Annotated in this window: 12 protein-coding genes and 1 pseudogene; 6 read left to right on the forward strand and 7 right to left on the reverse strand. The window is 61.3% G+C overall.

What is annotated here, in order from left to right:
- Positions 1-19: 19 nt before the first annotated feature.
- From OEW28_RS14710 to ppsA, 4 genes are all read right to left on the reverse strand, one after another.
- A complete protein-coding gene (locus tag OEW28_RS14710) occupies positions 20-1,162 on the reverse strand; it encodes a glycine cleavage T C-terminal barrel domain-containing protein (RefSeq protein ID WP_263735553.1) in 1,143 nt (380 codons plus the stop codon).
- A gap of 183 nt (positions 1,163-1,345) precedes the next feature.
- Positions 1,346-1,837, reverse strand: coding sequence for an Lrp/AsnC family transcriptional regulator (locus OEW28_RS14715; RefSeq protein ID WP_263735554.1), 492 nt, complete (start codon positions 1,835-1,837; stop codon positions 1,346-1,348).
- Between the two features lie 146 nt (positions 1,838-1,983).
- The gene (locus OEW28_RS14720; protein ID WP_263735555.1) at positions 1,984-2,274 is read right to left on the reverse strand and encodes a hypothetical protein; all 291 of its coding nucleotides are present in this window, start codon (positions 2,272-2,274) and stop codon (positions 1,984-1,986) included.
- 334 nt (positions 2,275-2,608) lie between these two features.
- Positions 2,609-4,993, reverse strand: a complete 2,385-nt coding sequence (gene ppsA, locus OEW28_RS14725) for a phosphoenolpyruvate synthase (RefSeq protein ID WP_263735556.1) — start codon at positions 4,991-4,993, stop codon at positions 2,609-2,611.
- Positions 4,994-5,116: 123 nt separating this feature from the next.
- On the opposite strand from ppsA, the gene OEW28_RS14730 reads away from it, so the two are divergent.
- The 3 genes from OEW28_RS14730 to OEW28_RS14740 all read left to right on the forward strand — a co-directional run bounded on the left by OEW28_RS14730 (position 5,117) and on the right by OEW28_RS14740 (position 6,845).
- Positions 5,117-5,467 (forward strand): hypothetical protein, encoded by a 351-nt coding sequence (locus OEW28_RS14730; RefSeq protein WP_263735557.1) that lies wholly within the window; start codon positions 5,117-5,119, stop codon positions 5,465-5,467.
- Positions 5,468-5,580: 113 nt separating this feature from the next.
- Entirely contained in the window at positions 5,581-6,513 is a 933-nt protein-coding gene (locus tag OEW28_RS14735; RefSeq protein ID WP_263735558.1) for a DnaJ C-terminal domain-containing protein, read from the forward strand.
- A complete protein-coding gene (locus OEW28_RS14740) occupies positions 6,510-6,845 on the forward strand; it encodes a chaperone modulator CbpM (protein ID WP_263735559.1) in 336 nt (111 codons plus the stop codon). Before OEW28_RS14735 ends, OEW28_RS14740 begins: the two co-directional genes overlap by 4 nt.
- An 872-nt stretch (positions 6,846-7,717) precedes the next feature.
- Here OEW28_RS14740 and OEW28_RS14745 read toward each other — a convergent pair.
- Entirely contained in the window at positions 7,718-9,628 is a 1,911-nt protein-coding gene (locus OEW28_RS14745; RefSeq protein WP_263735560.1) for a BTAD domain-containing putative transcriptional regulator, read from the reverse strand.
- A 406-nt stretch (positions 9,629-10,034) separates the two neighbouring features.
- Here OEW28_RS14745 and OEW28_RS14750 point away from each other — a divergent pair, with 406 nt between their 5' ends.
- Together OEW28_RS14750 and OEW28_RS14755 are read left to right on the forward strand one after the other, a co-directional pair.
- The gene (locus OEW28_RS14750; RefSeq protein ID WP_263735561.1) at positions 10,035-10,157 is read left to right on the forward strand and encodes a hypothetical protein; all 123 of its coding nucleotides are present in this window, start codon (positions 10,035-10,037) and stop codon (positions 10,155-10,157) included.
- Positions 10,158-10,452: 295 nt separating this feature from the next.
- Positions 10,453-10,656: pseudogene (locus OEW28_RS14755) on the forward strand (transposase); the annotation flags it as partial.
- On the opposite strand, the gene OEW28_RS18910 reads toward OEW28_RS14755, so the two are convergent.
- Positions 10,604-11,092 carry a cupin domain-containing protein gene (locus OEW28_RS18910; protein ID WP_412174803.1) on the reverse strand — a complete coding sequence of 163 codons (489 nt, stop codon included), beginning with the start codon at positions 11,090-11,092 and terminating at the stop codon, positions 10,604-10,606. The pseudogene OEW28_RS14755 and the gene OEW28_RS18910 sit on opposite strands and share 53 nt — an antisense overlap.
- Positions 11,093-11,204: 112 nt before the next feature.
- Complete coding sequence (locus OEW28_RS14760; RefSeq protein ID WP_318527555.1) at positions 11,205-12,134, reverse strand: LysR substrate-binding domain-containing protein; 930 nt, start codon at positions 12,132-12,134, stop codon at positions 11,205-11,207.
- 324 nt (positions 12,135-12,458) lie between these two features.
- On the opposite strand from OEW28_RS14760, the gene OEW28_RS14765 reads away from it, so the two are divergent.
- Positions 12,459-12,674, forward strand: a complete 216-nt coding sequence (locus tag OEW28_RS14765) for a hypothetical protein (protein ID WP_263735562.1) — start codon at positions 12,459-12,461, stop codon at positions 12,672-12,674.
- Position 12,675: the final 1 nt, after the last annotated feature.

Raw genomic sequence — 12,675 nt, forward strand, 5'->3', positions numbered from 1 at the left:
CCTGGCTTGGCGTTTGCGATCAGGCTGCGGCGAGCTTTTTCTGCGGATCGTAGAACGGACGCTCGACGATCATGGCGCGGGCCGGACCGGACGCGGTTGCGACCTCGACTTCGGCGCCGACATCGACGGAGTCCGCCGAAACCATCGCCAATGCGATGTTCTGCTTCAGACGGGGCGAGTAGACCGCCGAAGTCACCCTGCCGATCGGGGCGCCGTCCTTGCTGATGGTCCAGAACGTGGTGTTCGGGCCTTTCAGGGGCGCACCGTCGATGACCAGACCGACCTGCTTGCGGCTGACGCCTTCTTCCTTGAAGCGGCGCAGTGCGGCCTTGCCGATGAACTCGGCCTCGATGTCGAGGTTCACCAGACGGCCAAGCCCCAGCTCGTAGGGGTTGGTGTTGATGTCGGCGTCGGCGTGGTAGGAGAGCATCCCCCCCTCGATGCGGCGGATCGAGGAGGTATGGCCCGGCTTCAACCCGAAGGGTTTGCCCGCCTCCATGATCTTTTCCCACAGCTCGTCGCCGCGCGATCCGTCTTGCAGGTAAAGTTCGTAGCCAAGCTCGCTGGACCAGCCGGTGCGCGACACGATCAGCGGGATGCCGTCCAGCTCGACCGCACGCAGCCAGTAGTATTTCAGGTCCATGATGCTGTCGCCAAAGAGCGCCTTCATCACTTCGCCGGATTTCGGGCCTTGCAGCTGCAGCGGCGACACGTCCGGTTCGCGGATCGTGACGTCCATGCCGGCATGCACCGCGACGCCTTGCGCCCAGAGCAGGATGTCGCTGTCTGCGAGCGAGATCCAGAAGTGGTTCTCGGCCAGGCGCAGCAGGATCGGGTCGTTCAGGATGCCGCCTTGGGCATTGGTGATCAACACGTATTTGCACTGGCCGACCGCCATCTTGGACAGGTCGCGCGGGGTCAGCGTCTGCACGAATTTCGCGGCATCGGGGCCGGTGATCTCGACCTGGCGCTCCACGGCCACGTCGCACAGGATCGCGTCGTTGATCAGGTTCCAGAAGTTCTGTTCCGGATCGCCGAAGTCACGCGGAATGTACATGTGGTTGTAGACCGAGAACGCCTTGGCGCCCCAGCGAACCGTTGCGTCGAAATAGGGGGATTTGCGGATCTGGGTTCCGAAACCGAAATCGTCTGACTTTGCCATCCTGATTGCCCTTTCTGGCGGGATCTCCATCAGCCCCGCGACCGTGTTGAATTGGGCAAATATCTACTGGCGAACGGCAGTCGAAAGCGGACTGAAGATTCGGGCGAAGCAGACCGAACGGACCAATCTGTCCGATTGCGAGGACCATTCGGTCTTTCCCGACCGGACGGGTGCCCCTGCGGATCAATCGGCCGAGTCGGCGATCAGGCGGGCGATATTGGGTTGAGTGGCCTTGACCTCTCGCGTCACGATGTAGGTCATGTAGCGATCGATCCCCAGCTCTGCGCCCAGCATCTCTTCCATGAGGTCCTGAAAGGCGGGCAGGCTGGTTGTCACGACCGTCAGCACGTAATCCATTCCGCCGCCGGTCGCGACACAGCTCGTGACCTCGTGCAACTGGTTGATATGCGCCTCAAAACGCTCGAAATCCGCCTTGCGGTGGCTTTTCAGTGAAACGGTCACGACGACCTTGGATGTGTCCACGATTTTGCCAAGCGTAAGGTCGGCGTGGTATCCGCGTATCAGTCCGGCCTTCTTCAGCTTTGCGAAGCGTGCCCAGCAGGGGGTGGGGGACAGCCCGACCAATTCCGCAAGCTTCGATTTGCTGAGTTGGCCGTGTTGCTGAAGGGCACTGAGGATGCGGATGTCGGCGGCATCCAGGTCGGTCGGTTTCATTCTGTCGTAGCCTTCGTGAATAGCCGCGCTTGGGAAGGCCCGGCCGACGGCGCGGGCATCCGAACATCTACTCTCTCTGGGGTGGCGTTGCCAACTGGCCATGGACGGCAGCCAAGACACAGTCGCAGCGGCATCACTGGTGCCCTTCAGCCTTCGCGCCAGATCGAAAGCGCCTTGCGAATGCCCTCCAGCATGTGTTCGCGTGAATCTTCCATTTCGCAGTGGTACGACCTGTCCGCGAGTGCCAGGTGATCGCAGTCCGGCGCGTCCGCAGCGACGGCGTCGAGCTGTCTTCTAACCTCATCCTCACGGCCAAGCTGAGCGGCTATACCCGCTGCCCAGACGCGCTGTCTGTTGTCGGGATGGGCGACGTGCGCCATGGCCTGCGCCGCCTCTTCGTAACGGCGCAGCTGATAAAGCGCCTCGAACTGGATCACATAGTAGTGCCCGCTCCGGATCGGCTGGACGTCGTCCAGGCGCGCGTCAAGTTCTTACGTAGACGACAGGTGTCCCATCCTCGGGCGACAGGTCGCGCATTTCGGGGCCGATGCCAATATCGTCGAGGTAGTGGGAAGACAGCGCCGCCAGCCGCGCGATCGCCAAGCCGCAAGAACGTGCGGCAATGACGGTAGTTTTTGCGAGGTTGGTTGGCTGCGGCGCGGCAGGCTTTGGCACCGCTCACCCAACTGCGTGGAAGCCCGTTCGCCTGCCGCTCTTTCACGATGTCTGCGGCCAGGACAGTGAAGGTTGCCTATCCTGACACCCTGGCAGTTACTCGGCCTCGCCCTGAGCGACATGCTTCTTCACCTGCAGAAAACTGTCAGGGACGACAGAAATTGAATCTATCCCCGCATCGACCAGCACTCGTGCGAACGCCGGGTAGTTAGACGGGGCCTGTCCGCACAGTCCGACCTTCGCGCCGGCATCGTGGGCCTTTCGAATGACTGTCCGGATCATCCACTCCACCGCCGGATCTCGTTCGTCGAACAGGTGTGGCAACCTGTCGCTGTCGCGATCGACCCCAAGGGTGAGTTGCGTCAGATCGTTCGAGCCTATCGAAAATCCGTCGAACCTGCTGGCGAACTCTTCGGCCCTGATGACGTTCGACGGGATTTCGCACATGACATAGACCTGCAATCCCTTGACGCCCCTTTCCAGCCCTTCCTCCCGCATGATCTCGAGCACGCGATCAGCTTCCCCGGGGGTGCGGCAGAACGGGATCATGACCATGACATTGTCGAAGCCGATGGTATCCCGCAGCCGACGAACGGCGCGGCATTCAAGGCGAAACCCGTCTCGGTAAGCGGGGTCATAGTATCGCGATGCGCCACGCCATCCGATCATCGGGTTGTCTTCATGCGGTTCGAACTGCGCCCCTCCAAGAAGGTCGGCATATTCGTTGGTCTTGAAGTCGCTCATCCGCAGGATCATCGGATTGGGGTAGGCGACCGCGGCGATCCGGGCCAGGCCCAGCGAAAGCGTATCGACGAAGTAGTCGGCCTTGTTTTCATAGCCCTTGGTAAGGGCATCGATTTCTGCGCGCGCCGATTCGTCGCGCAGGTCGTCGAAATGCAGAAGCGCCTCGGGGTGGACGCGAACCGTGTTGGCGACGACGAACTCCATCCGGGCAAGTCCCACGCCGTCTGCAGGCAGCCTCCACCAGCGTGCCGCGGTCGCGGGATTGGCCATGTTGAGCATCACTTTCGTCCGCGTCTCGGGAACGTCCTTCAGGTCGAATTCCTGCACCTGCAGTTCGCTGATCCCCTCATAGACATGCCCGACATCGCCTTCGGCGCAGCTTACCGTGACCTCCTGCTGATCGTGCAGAAGCTCGGTCGCATTGGCGCAACCGACAAGGGCAGGCACGCCCAGTTCCCGGCTGACGATCGCCGCGTGGCTGGTTCTACCCCCGTGATCAGTCACGATCGCGGCCGCGCGCTTCATGATCGGGACCCAGTCCGGGTCCGTCGACTCTGTCACAAGGACGGCCCCGTCGACGAAGCGGTTCATCTCTTCCGGGCTGCCGACAAGGCAGACCTGCCCCGAGGCAATCTTCTCGCCGACCGCAAGTCCCCTCACCAGTTCGGCACCGTGCTTCTTGACGCTGTAGCTTTCGAAGACCCCGATCTTTCTCTGAGACTCAACTGTTTCCGGGCGGGCCTGCACGATGAACAGCTTGCCGGTTTCGCCATCCTTGGCCCATTCCATGTCCATGGGCACGCCATAGTGCCCTTCGATGGTCACGGCCTGCCGGGCAAGCTCCAACGCCTCGGCATCGCTCAGGACAAAGCGCGCGCGCTCGGCCTTGGAGGTTGGCACGTTGCGGACCTTGCGACCGTGCTCGCCGTGCGCGTAAAGCATTTTGAGTTCCTTCGATCCCAACTGCTTCTCGATGATGGGAACCAGGCCATCGCGTTCCAGAAATGGCTTGTAGACCTGGATCTCATCCGGCGTGACCGCGCCCTGGACGACGTTTTCCCCAAGCCCCCAGGCCGCGTTGATCAGCACGACCTTGTCAAAGCCCGTTTCGGTGTCGATCGAAAACATGACGCCCGATCCGCCCAGATCAGAGCGGACCATCTTCTGCACGCCAACGGAAAGGGCGACCAGTTGATCGTCGAAACCCATCAGCTTGCGATAGGTGATCGCACGGTCGGTATAAAGCGACGCGTAGCACTTGCGGCAAGCCGATAGAAGCGCGTCTTCGCCCACGACATTCAGGAAGGTTTCCTGCTGGCCGGCGAAACTTGCGTTGGGAAGATCCTCGGCCGTCGCGCTTGAACGCACCGCGACGGCGATCTCCGACTGACCGGCGCGCTCACTCAGGGATCGGTATGCGCGCCGAATTGCGTCCTCAAGGCCGTCTGGCCAATCGCCCGCGACGATAGCCGCGCGGATCTTCTGTCCGGCCTCCTTCAGCGATATCCTTTCAGCCTCATGGTCCCGAAGCGTCTCGGAGATCAACTGGTCCAGCCCGTTCCCCTTCAGGAACCGGCGGAATGCGTTGGCAGTCGTGGCAAAGCCCGGGGGAACCGAAATGCCCAGATTCGACAGGTGCTGAACCATCTCTCCCAAGGATGCGTTCTTGCCTCCAACGATGGCGACGTCTCTACGGCCCAGGTTCTCAAGGAAAACCACCTCGTCCGATGTGAGCATGCGGCACCCTCCTGCTTTCGAGGCCCGCGCAAAGCTTAGGCCGCGTAGGATGTCCGGCATTGATCCTTGTCAATCCACTGACGGGCGCCAAGGGCTATCAAGGTGCAGGATGGAGGGATGGTCATGGACGAATTACTTTCCGACCTTGCTCACAGCATCGAGGCATCTCTGGCCATTGATGCGGCGCTGGCCGATCGCACGATCGCGCAACTTCACAGATCGACGGGGGCGCCGCAGCTTGAAAGATCGCACCTGGAGTCGTCGGAGCGGCTTCTTGCCCTCATCTACGAGCTTCGGCCGGGATGGACTGTCTCCGTAAAGGGGGTGGCGCGGTTTCCCAACGGACATTGGCGCTGCACGCTGCGGCAGTCGGAGTTGCGGGACAACGACGAATTCGTGGGGGTTGGAAGCGGGCCGACGATGGCGCATGCCATGCTGGTCGCGATGTTGAAGGTTCTTGCACTCGCTCCCTGAGCCACAAGCCCTGCGCGAACGCCGTGATCGCATCGGCAAGCCGCGCCCATTGTGATGCGGGCCCGATATCGGTCTAATCAGGGAGCAGAGGACAAAAACGGGGTAAGCAGGCGATGAGCGACGACCCTTATCAAGTGCTCGGTGTTGCGAAAAGCGCCAGCGTCGAGGAAATCAAGAAGGCCTACCGGAAGATCGCGAAAGAAAGCCATCCGGACCTGCATCCCGGGGATGCGGCGGCCGAGGCGCGCTTCAAGGCTGCCGCGGCGGCATTCGATCTGCTCAAGGATCCCGAAAAGAGGGCGCGTTTCGACCGGGGGGAAATCGATGCAAGCGGTGAAGAGCGCAGGAGAGAGCGGACCTATTACCGCGACTTCGCCGAAGAGCCGGGCAATCCCTACCGACAGGGACCGCGCTATGAAACCCATGGCGACGATGCGGACATCTTTGCCGAGTTTCTGCGCCAGCAGGCTGGGCACCGTGGCGGTGGCTTTGGCCGACGGGATTTTCACGCGCGCGGCGCGGATGCACACTATGCGCTTGAGGTGCCGTTTCTTGAGGCCGCGACCGGCGGGTCGATGCGGATCACCCTGCCAGACGGCAGCGATCTGGAGGTCAAGATCCCGAAGGGCGCCTCGGATGGCCAGACCTTGCGGCTTCGTGGCAAGGGTGGACCGGGGTATGGCGACGGCGGGGCAGGGGATGCGTATGTTACGCTTTCGATCCAGCCTCACCCGGTGTTTTCCCGTGCGGGCGATGATATCCTGATGACCTTGCCGATCACGCTTGACGAGGCGGTGCTGGGCGCCAAGGTCGAAGTCCCGACCATCGACGGGCCGGTGAAGGTCACGATCCCGAAGGGTGCCACGAGCGGCCAGGTTCTGCGCCTGCGTGGCAGAGGCGTTGCGGCAGGGGGCCGTACGACGGGTGATCAGCGGATCGAACTGAAGGTCGCGATGCCCAGGGAAGTGGACGACGATCTTGCCCGCTTCATGGAGGAATGGCGCAAGTCACACGGCTACGATCCAAGGAAGGGGGTGACGGCATGAGCGGCGCGACTGGCTTCCTGACAGAAGAGGAAACGCTTTCAGCCGTGGGCCGGCTTGACCGCGCGCGGCTTCAGCGATTTGTCCGAACCGAGGTGATCCGCCCCGCCGACGCCGGTGGGCAGGCCGTCTATCGGCGCGTGGACATCGCGCGGCTCGAGCTTCTGTGCGACCTTTGCGACGACTTCGAACTGGATGACGATGCTCTCGGGATCGTCATGGAACTGGTCGATCAGCTTCATGGCACGCGAAGCGAGCTTGTCGCGCTGATGCGTGCGCTTGGAGAAGAGGCAGAGCATGTCCGCGCGAGGGTGCTAGAGCGGCTGAAGCGCTGAACGGGGACCATGAACTGCCGGTGTCTGGGGTTATTCCCCTCAGCGTCGCATAATTCGTTCCGTTTCCGATAATGGACGGCAGCAAGATTAAGCTGGACCCAGAACGTCCCGCTGGTCGCACGGCGTGGCCTGCAAGTGACTTCTTATCGGGCGCTGGCCATTGCGCTTGGCAAGCGTTTGGCCAGCAAAGGCCGATGAGCCAAGTCCAGCGCTGTTGCGATCAACCTGAGCGAGCTGGCCGGCGTTCCTGATAAATGACTGACAGTCGGAAACCCGGAAACACCGGCCTGATTATCCGAGTTTGGAAGAGCACATATCCGACGCTTCGCCGCGCTTCCTTGGTTTGTTTGGGGAAGCGGTTCTTGGCGGCTGCCAGCGCCGTTGCCACGTCGAGATCTAGTTGCACCCTGTGATACCGCTTGACCAGCGGCTGACCGCGCGGGGCCGCCTCCGTCAGGTCGCCTAGTTCCAGGTTCGCGTCGCTGGTCTCAACCGCTTCACTGCGCTCGGCATCCCCGTCATTCAGACATCAGGATGGCTCCGTCCGGGAAAAGGGGCAGCCCAATTATCAGCGGATCTGTGCAACAGGGCCCATCTGAAGCGATAAGGTGCGTCGGTCAGATGAAGTTGTGTGGCGGAGGGACTGGGCCTGACGTCGAACCTTCTCCATTGCTATGGACGGTAGGCGCCTTTCGCGGCGCTCAGTCTAGGTTTCGCAACTGCACACGATACCGCGCCCTGTGTATGGCCCGGGTGTCATGCCGGCTTCTGGATTGATTGAAGCCGCGCCGCCAAGGCGCTTGGCGTCCAGGCTCCGAGCGCCGAACGCGGCCGGACCCCAAAAGGCTTTGGAAGGTGCGAGGGTTTGCAGGCTAGATTTCTGGCGCTATTCCTAACCTCTGCAAGCCGTCGAGCAGATGCTCTCGGTCTGAGCTGCTACGATAGTTCGTAAGCATCTTCCAATACCCGTTTGGGTCTGCCGGAGCGAACTCGACGAAAGCTGGGATCAGCCCTTTTGCCTCATCGAGCCTGTTTAGCTGCCCCAGAGCAGCCAGTTGTATCACGCCTATGAAGTGGCGCTTACGCAGGGAAAGCGCCTGCTCTGAAAAGTGAAGCGCGGAAACATAGTCACCAAGGTGATAATGAGCCAACGCGAGGCGGCTGAGGAAGAGGTAGGTCAGCGGATCTCGCGGACTAAGGCGTATCGCAAACTCCAGTGGCTCGATCGCCTCCGTGGGGCGACCAACGAAGATCCGTGACCATCCGACGGCATTGTACGCCAGCGCCAAACTGGGATTGATCGAGATCGCGCGTTCCGCCGCTGCCAGTGCCTCGGCTGGCCGGCTGTCCATGAGGTGCGCAAGACACATGGCGTAGTGCGAATAGGCGTCGGCACTATCCAGTGCGACGGCCCGGCTCGCGGCGGTGGAACATTCAGCGGCATCCGTGTGGGTATCGGCACTGTACCCATGCAGGCTTCGCGCATACAGCGATCGGGCAAGCACCATATGTGCACGTGCGAACCCAGGGTCGATCTCGATGGCCCGGCGCTGCCAAACGATGGCCTGCGCAAAATCCTCGGCGCGGTCCTGCTGGTTGTGGTGCCAGACACCACGCATGTGGAAATCGTAGGCATCGCCGGTCGCTGGCGGTCGCGCCCTGGCTCGACGGCTCTCTCCGATCAACAGCTCTGGCTCGATCGCCCCAGCGACCCGGCGCGCGAGTTCATCCTGTAGGTCTGCAATATCGGTAAGGTCGCGATCATATCGGCCAGCCCAAAGAGTTTCTGCTGTTTCGCCATCAAGCAGTCGCCCATTGAGCCGAATGCGCTGCCCTGACAAGCGTATGGAACCCTCCAGCAAGTATCTGGCGCCTAACGAATTGGCGATCTCAGGCAGAGGCCTGCTTTCATTAGCAGCGGCAACGCCGGCATTTCGCGAAAGAACAGGAAACCATCGGTACTGAGCCAACGACGCAATTAAGTCTTCCGCGATCCCCAGCGACAGGTGGCTGAGGTTTGGATCGCCACTTTCGCTTTGAAACGGAAGAACGGCGACTGCCGGTCTGCCCGCAAGTCCGGGCGCGACGGGCTCAGCGGTGGAGGCGGGTGCCCGCGTCAAGCGAACCGTCGCAGCAAGCTCCATTGTGGCAACTTCCGGATTTGCACCGATATTGCGTCTTAGACCGTCTTCCAGCCGGTGGAACACGGACAGCGCCCGCGCCGTTTCACCGCGCGAACTCCAATGTCGCATCAGGGCCCTGCAAGCCTCTTCATTAAATGAATTTATGGCCAGAACAGCTTCGGCGCAGGACACAATGGTCGACGGATCCTCGTTGTCGACAGCGCGTTGCAGACAGCGCAGCGCAGCATCTTCAGCACTGTTCGCGTGGCGTGCACGTTCTACAAGAAGCCACTCTTGAAATGCCGCATCGGCGACTCGGATTCCCGCTAGAAAATCCCCGCGGTAAAGTGAAAGAGCCAGAAAGTCGCGTTCGGGCAAGTGTTCCCGAAGGATACGATCATAGGCGACGGTGTCGACCTCGACCCGATCAACGGCCATCCAAGCAGACGTGCGATCCCAAGCAATCACATCTGGATCAAGCGGGTTGAGGGAGCGTTTCAGGCTCGCAAGTGCGTGCTTGAGGCTATCCCTGGCTTGTGGGTCCGCACGATCGCTCCAGAGCAAGCCTGCAAGACGATCGCGAGTGACCGGCGATCCGGCAGCGGTTGCGAGAATGGCCAGAAGGGCACGTTCCTTCTGACCTGGAACGTCAACATCCATGCGATCAGCTGATAGCGCTGCAAAATCACCGAATAGACGAATCGTCCCACGCATCACTCATCTGCTCCAGCCGCATTATTGTATTTTAGCTCATTCTGGCTTGTGGCTCGTCGAATTCCTCTTTCTGTCCGGCCTTTTCCCCCGACCTTCCCCCAGAGTTCCCGCGGCCTTCCCGACGGCTGCCTCATGCTGGGCCGATCAACCTGGAGGAACGATCATGCTGGAAGGACACGCCTTTGAACATGCCGACCGCCCTGCGATCGAACATATTCGATCAGGATTGCACCTGACACCCTGGGGAGCCATCTCTGTGGGCCTAGATCCACGGCAAGAGGAAAGAACACTAAGTCTCTCGCGGGTCGCTTACCTTGGTATCTCCTGGATCTCGGCTGGCCTTGCCGCAGTCTTGAACGGCCCTTCACGCGATAGCGATGCACCCGTAAATCGGGCCAGCGGCTACGATGCGAACCTGCCCGACCGCTACGACCATGCCATCGCGGGGCATGAGGTTCACGGCACTCTGGACTAGGATGTTCGGCAGGTCGAAATCCCGAGGTTCTAGCGTCGCCGCACACTGTCTCGCATCAGCGCCGGGCGCGTATCGTCCAGAACACAATTGCCGAAATGCGGTCGCATGACGAAGATGTCAGCGCAGCTTTCCCGACGGCCGCAACAAAATCACAAGGCAAACATTGGGGATGCGAGGGACCGCCCTCAAGCGGAGTGGCGCTGGGTCCGGCAATCCTCGTTCAGCGCTTGGGGGCGTTGTTGCACAAATCGGGTAAGGGATTCACTACATGACTCCAGCATGATAGCTGGTGAGCATGAGCAGTTGGGCTCCTACGAAGTACAAGACCACGAACTGGTCGGCTTGCAATGAAGCGCTACGGCAACGCGGATCGCTGACGATCTGGTTTGATCCTGACATGGAATGGATCCCTCCGTCGACCGCGAGACGCGGTCGCCAACAGAGCTTCAGCGACGCGGCGATCCAGGCTTGCCTGACGATGAAGGTGCTCTTTGGCATCCCGTCTCTTCGCGGTCGCCCGCGATTGCAGGAGTGGTTGTCACGAGGAAGCGCACGGGGACGTCTGCGTCGTTGCGGACCTCATGCGCGACGCCTGCGGGGACGTAGAGGAGATCCCCATTGCGGAGCCGACAAGTCTCGCCGGGCAGATGGACCGTCAGGGTGCCCGAGAGGTCGTAGCAGGTTTGCCGACCGATCCGATGCAGATGCGGGGGTTCGGCGCCGCCGGGCGGAATGCGTTCCTCGCGGACCCTTAGCTTTGTGGATTCAACGAGGCGCCAGCCATCGCAGCCGTCGCCCCAAGTGTAGTGGGTCGCGGGTTCTGCTCTGGCGATCGCCGGAGCCTCGTGCTGATCGGGAGACTCTCTCATCGGGAAGGTCGTTCTCGGTTGCAACGTGCTCGTTTCTGGACCCGCTTTGGTCGGCGTCCACATCATGGTAAACGCCGCTCCAATGACTGCTGGTCATCCAATCCTGCATATCCCGCGCAGGCCGTTCCACAGCAAACCGGTTTCAAGGGATAGGGAAGACTTGCCTGTTCAGCACTTTTCAAGTCCTTTGTCCAAGTGTCAGCCGGATCTGCTCCTTCAGCCATTTCTCCAATGACCGAATACCGGAATTGGCAGCCAGGTCCGGCTTCGTCACCAGCCAGTAGGCCGCCTTCACGCGCACCGCTGCGCCGACCGGAACAAGCAGGCCGCGACCGATGTCGTCTTCGATCAGAAGACTACGACCGAGGCCGACCCCAAGACCCGCGATCGCCGCCTGAAGCATGAGATCGGCTCGGTCAAAGCTTCGGACGGAGTGATCTGACACCTCGGGCACGCCGCGAAGTTGCCGGTAGTCCCTCCAGGTCGTCCCGGTCCGGAATTTCTCGGCGCCGCTGTCGCTGAGCAACGTTAGCGTCTCATCCTTGAGCGGGTCGACCGTCGGTCTTCGGGCAGCCGGATGAGCCGCGCCGACGACTGGTTGAATCATGCAGCCGGCCAGGCGTGTTGAGTGCAGCCCCGGATAGGGTCCGACGCCGAACCGCAACCCCGCATCTGCCTCGCCCGCAACGAAATCGACCAGTTCCTCCCGCACATCGATCGACAGGTCGAGCCCGGAAGCGGCCGCGGCAGGCAGTCTCGGCAGGAGCCATCTCATGGCGAGAGAAGAATGCACCGAAAGACGGATGGACCGGCTCGACCGTAAATCGCGCGCCGCAGAAAGTACGCGGTCGGCTTCGTCCATTGTCCGCACCGCCGCGTCGCACAGTATGGTTCCGGCGCGTGTCGGCGAAACACGTCTGGTCGATCGTTCAAAAAGCGTCAGCCCGATCTCAGCTTCGAGGGCACGGATGCGATGGCTGACGGCGCTGGGATCGAGGTCAAGGACACGGGCTGCCGCGGCGAAACTGCCATGACGACGCACGGCCGCCAACAGTCCGTATGACTGAACGAGCCGCGGTGCGGCGGGATCCATCTGGCCGTCATTCATGAATCATTCTCATGCACTAGTGACGCCTCCGGCGTTGGTCGAGGGTTCGTATGCCTTAAATTTCCCTTATCTACAGTTGGACTTGCCGATGTTGAGACATGAAGAGGATACAGGTTTCAACGTGGCCATCAACAGCGTCCATGCCATCGCGCTGACGGGAGGCAAGTTTGCAGGGGTCTAAACCCAACCAGCGGTTCGGGAGCACCGAACCGAAGCAAGCGCCTTTCCGGACTCGGGGCTGGCAGGAGGGCCGCCTGCTCTCTTTGCAGGATACGCTTCGCTGATCGTCGCAACCGGCAAGCATCCGATCCGGGAGGAAGACACATGCAAAGCCAAGCTTACGAACTATCCGAAAAGACCAACCCCGGCATCGGCGGGAGCCAGCGATCGGACCTTGTCAGGGTGCTGCTCATTCTTGCCCTGTTTGCGGCCACGGGGCTGGGGATTTCTGTCTTCGCAGATGATCCCGACCACTCCGCTCGGGGCCGCCCTGAAGTGATCGAGGACTGGCACGGCATTGTCGCCCGATCGACCAGATAGC

Origin of the sequence: Albidovulum marisflavi, from assembly GCF_025751435.1 — a bacterium.
Classification (GTDB): Bacteria; Pseudomonadota; Alphaproteobacteria; order Rhodobacterales; family Rhodobacteraceae; genus Albidovulum; species Albidovulum marisflavi.

What these genes read in the sequence shown, in the direction of transcription:
- OEW28_RS14710 (WP_263735553.1), bottom strand. Translation starts at nt 1,162, where the DNA reads ATGGCAAAGTCAGACGATTTCGGTTTCGGAACCCAGATCCGCAAATCC.
- OEW28_RS14715 (WP_263735554.1), bottom strand. Translation starts at nt 1,837, where the DNA reads ATGAAACCGACCGACCTGGATGCCGCCGACATCCGCATCCTCAGTGCC.
- ppsA (WP_263735556.1), bottom strand. Translation starts at nt 4,993, where the DNA reads ATGCTCACATCGGACGAGGTGGTTTTCCTTGAGAACCTGGGCCGTAGA.
- OEW28_RS14730 (WP_263735557.1), top strand. Translation starts at nt 5,117, where the DNA reads ATGGACGAATTACTTTCCGACCTTGCTCACAGCATCGAGGCATCTCTG.
- OEW28_RS14735 (WP_263735558.1), top strand. Translation starts at nt 5,581, where the DNA reads ATGAGCGACGACCCTTATCAAGTGCTCGGTGTTGCGAAAAGCGCCAGC.
- OEW28_RS14740 (WP_263735559.1), top strand. Translation starts at nt 6,510, where the DNA reads ATGAGCGGCGCGACTGGCTTCCTGACAGAAGAGGAAACGCTTTCAGCC.
- OEW28_RS14745 (WP_263735560.1), bottom strand. Translation starts at nt 9,628, where the DNA reads ATGGATGTTGACGTTCCAGGTCAGAAGGAACGTGCCCTTCTGGCCATT.
- OEW28_RS18910 (WP_412174803.1), bottom strand. Translation starts at nt 11,092, where the DNA reads ATGATGTGGACGCCGACCAAAGCGGGTCCAGAAACGAGCACGTTGCAA.
- OEW28_RS14760 (WP_318527555.1), bottom strand. Translation starts at nt 12,134, where the DNA reads ATGAATGACGGCCAGATGGATCCCGCCGCACCGCGGCTCGTTCAGTCA.
- OEW28_RS14765 (WP_263735562.1), top strand. Translation starts at nt 12,459, where the DNA reads ATGCAAAGCCAAGCTTACGAACTATCCGAAAAGACCAACCCCGGCATC.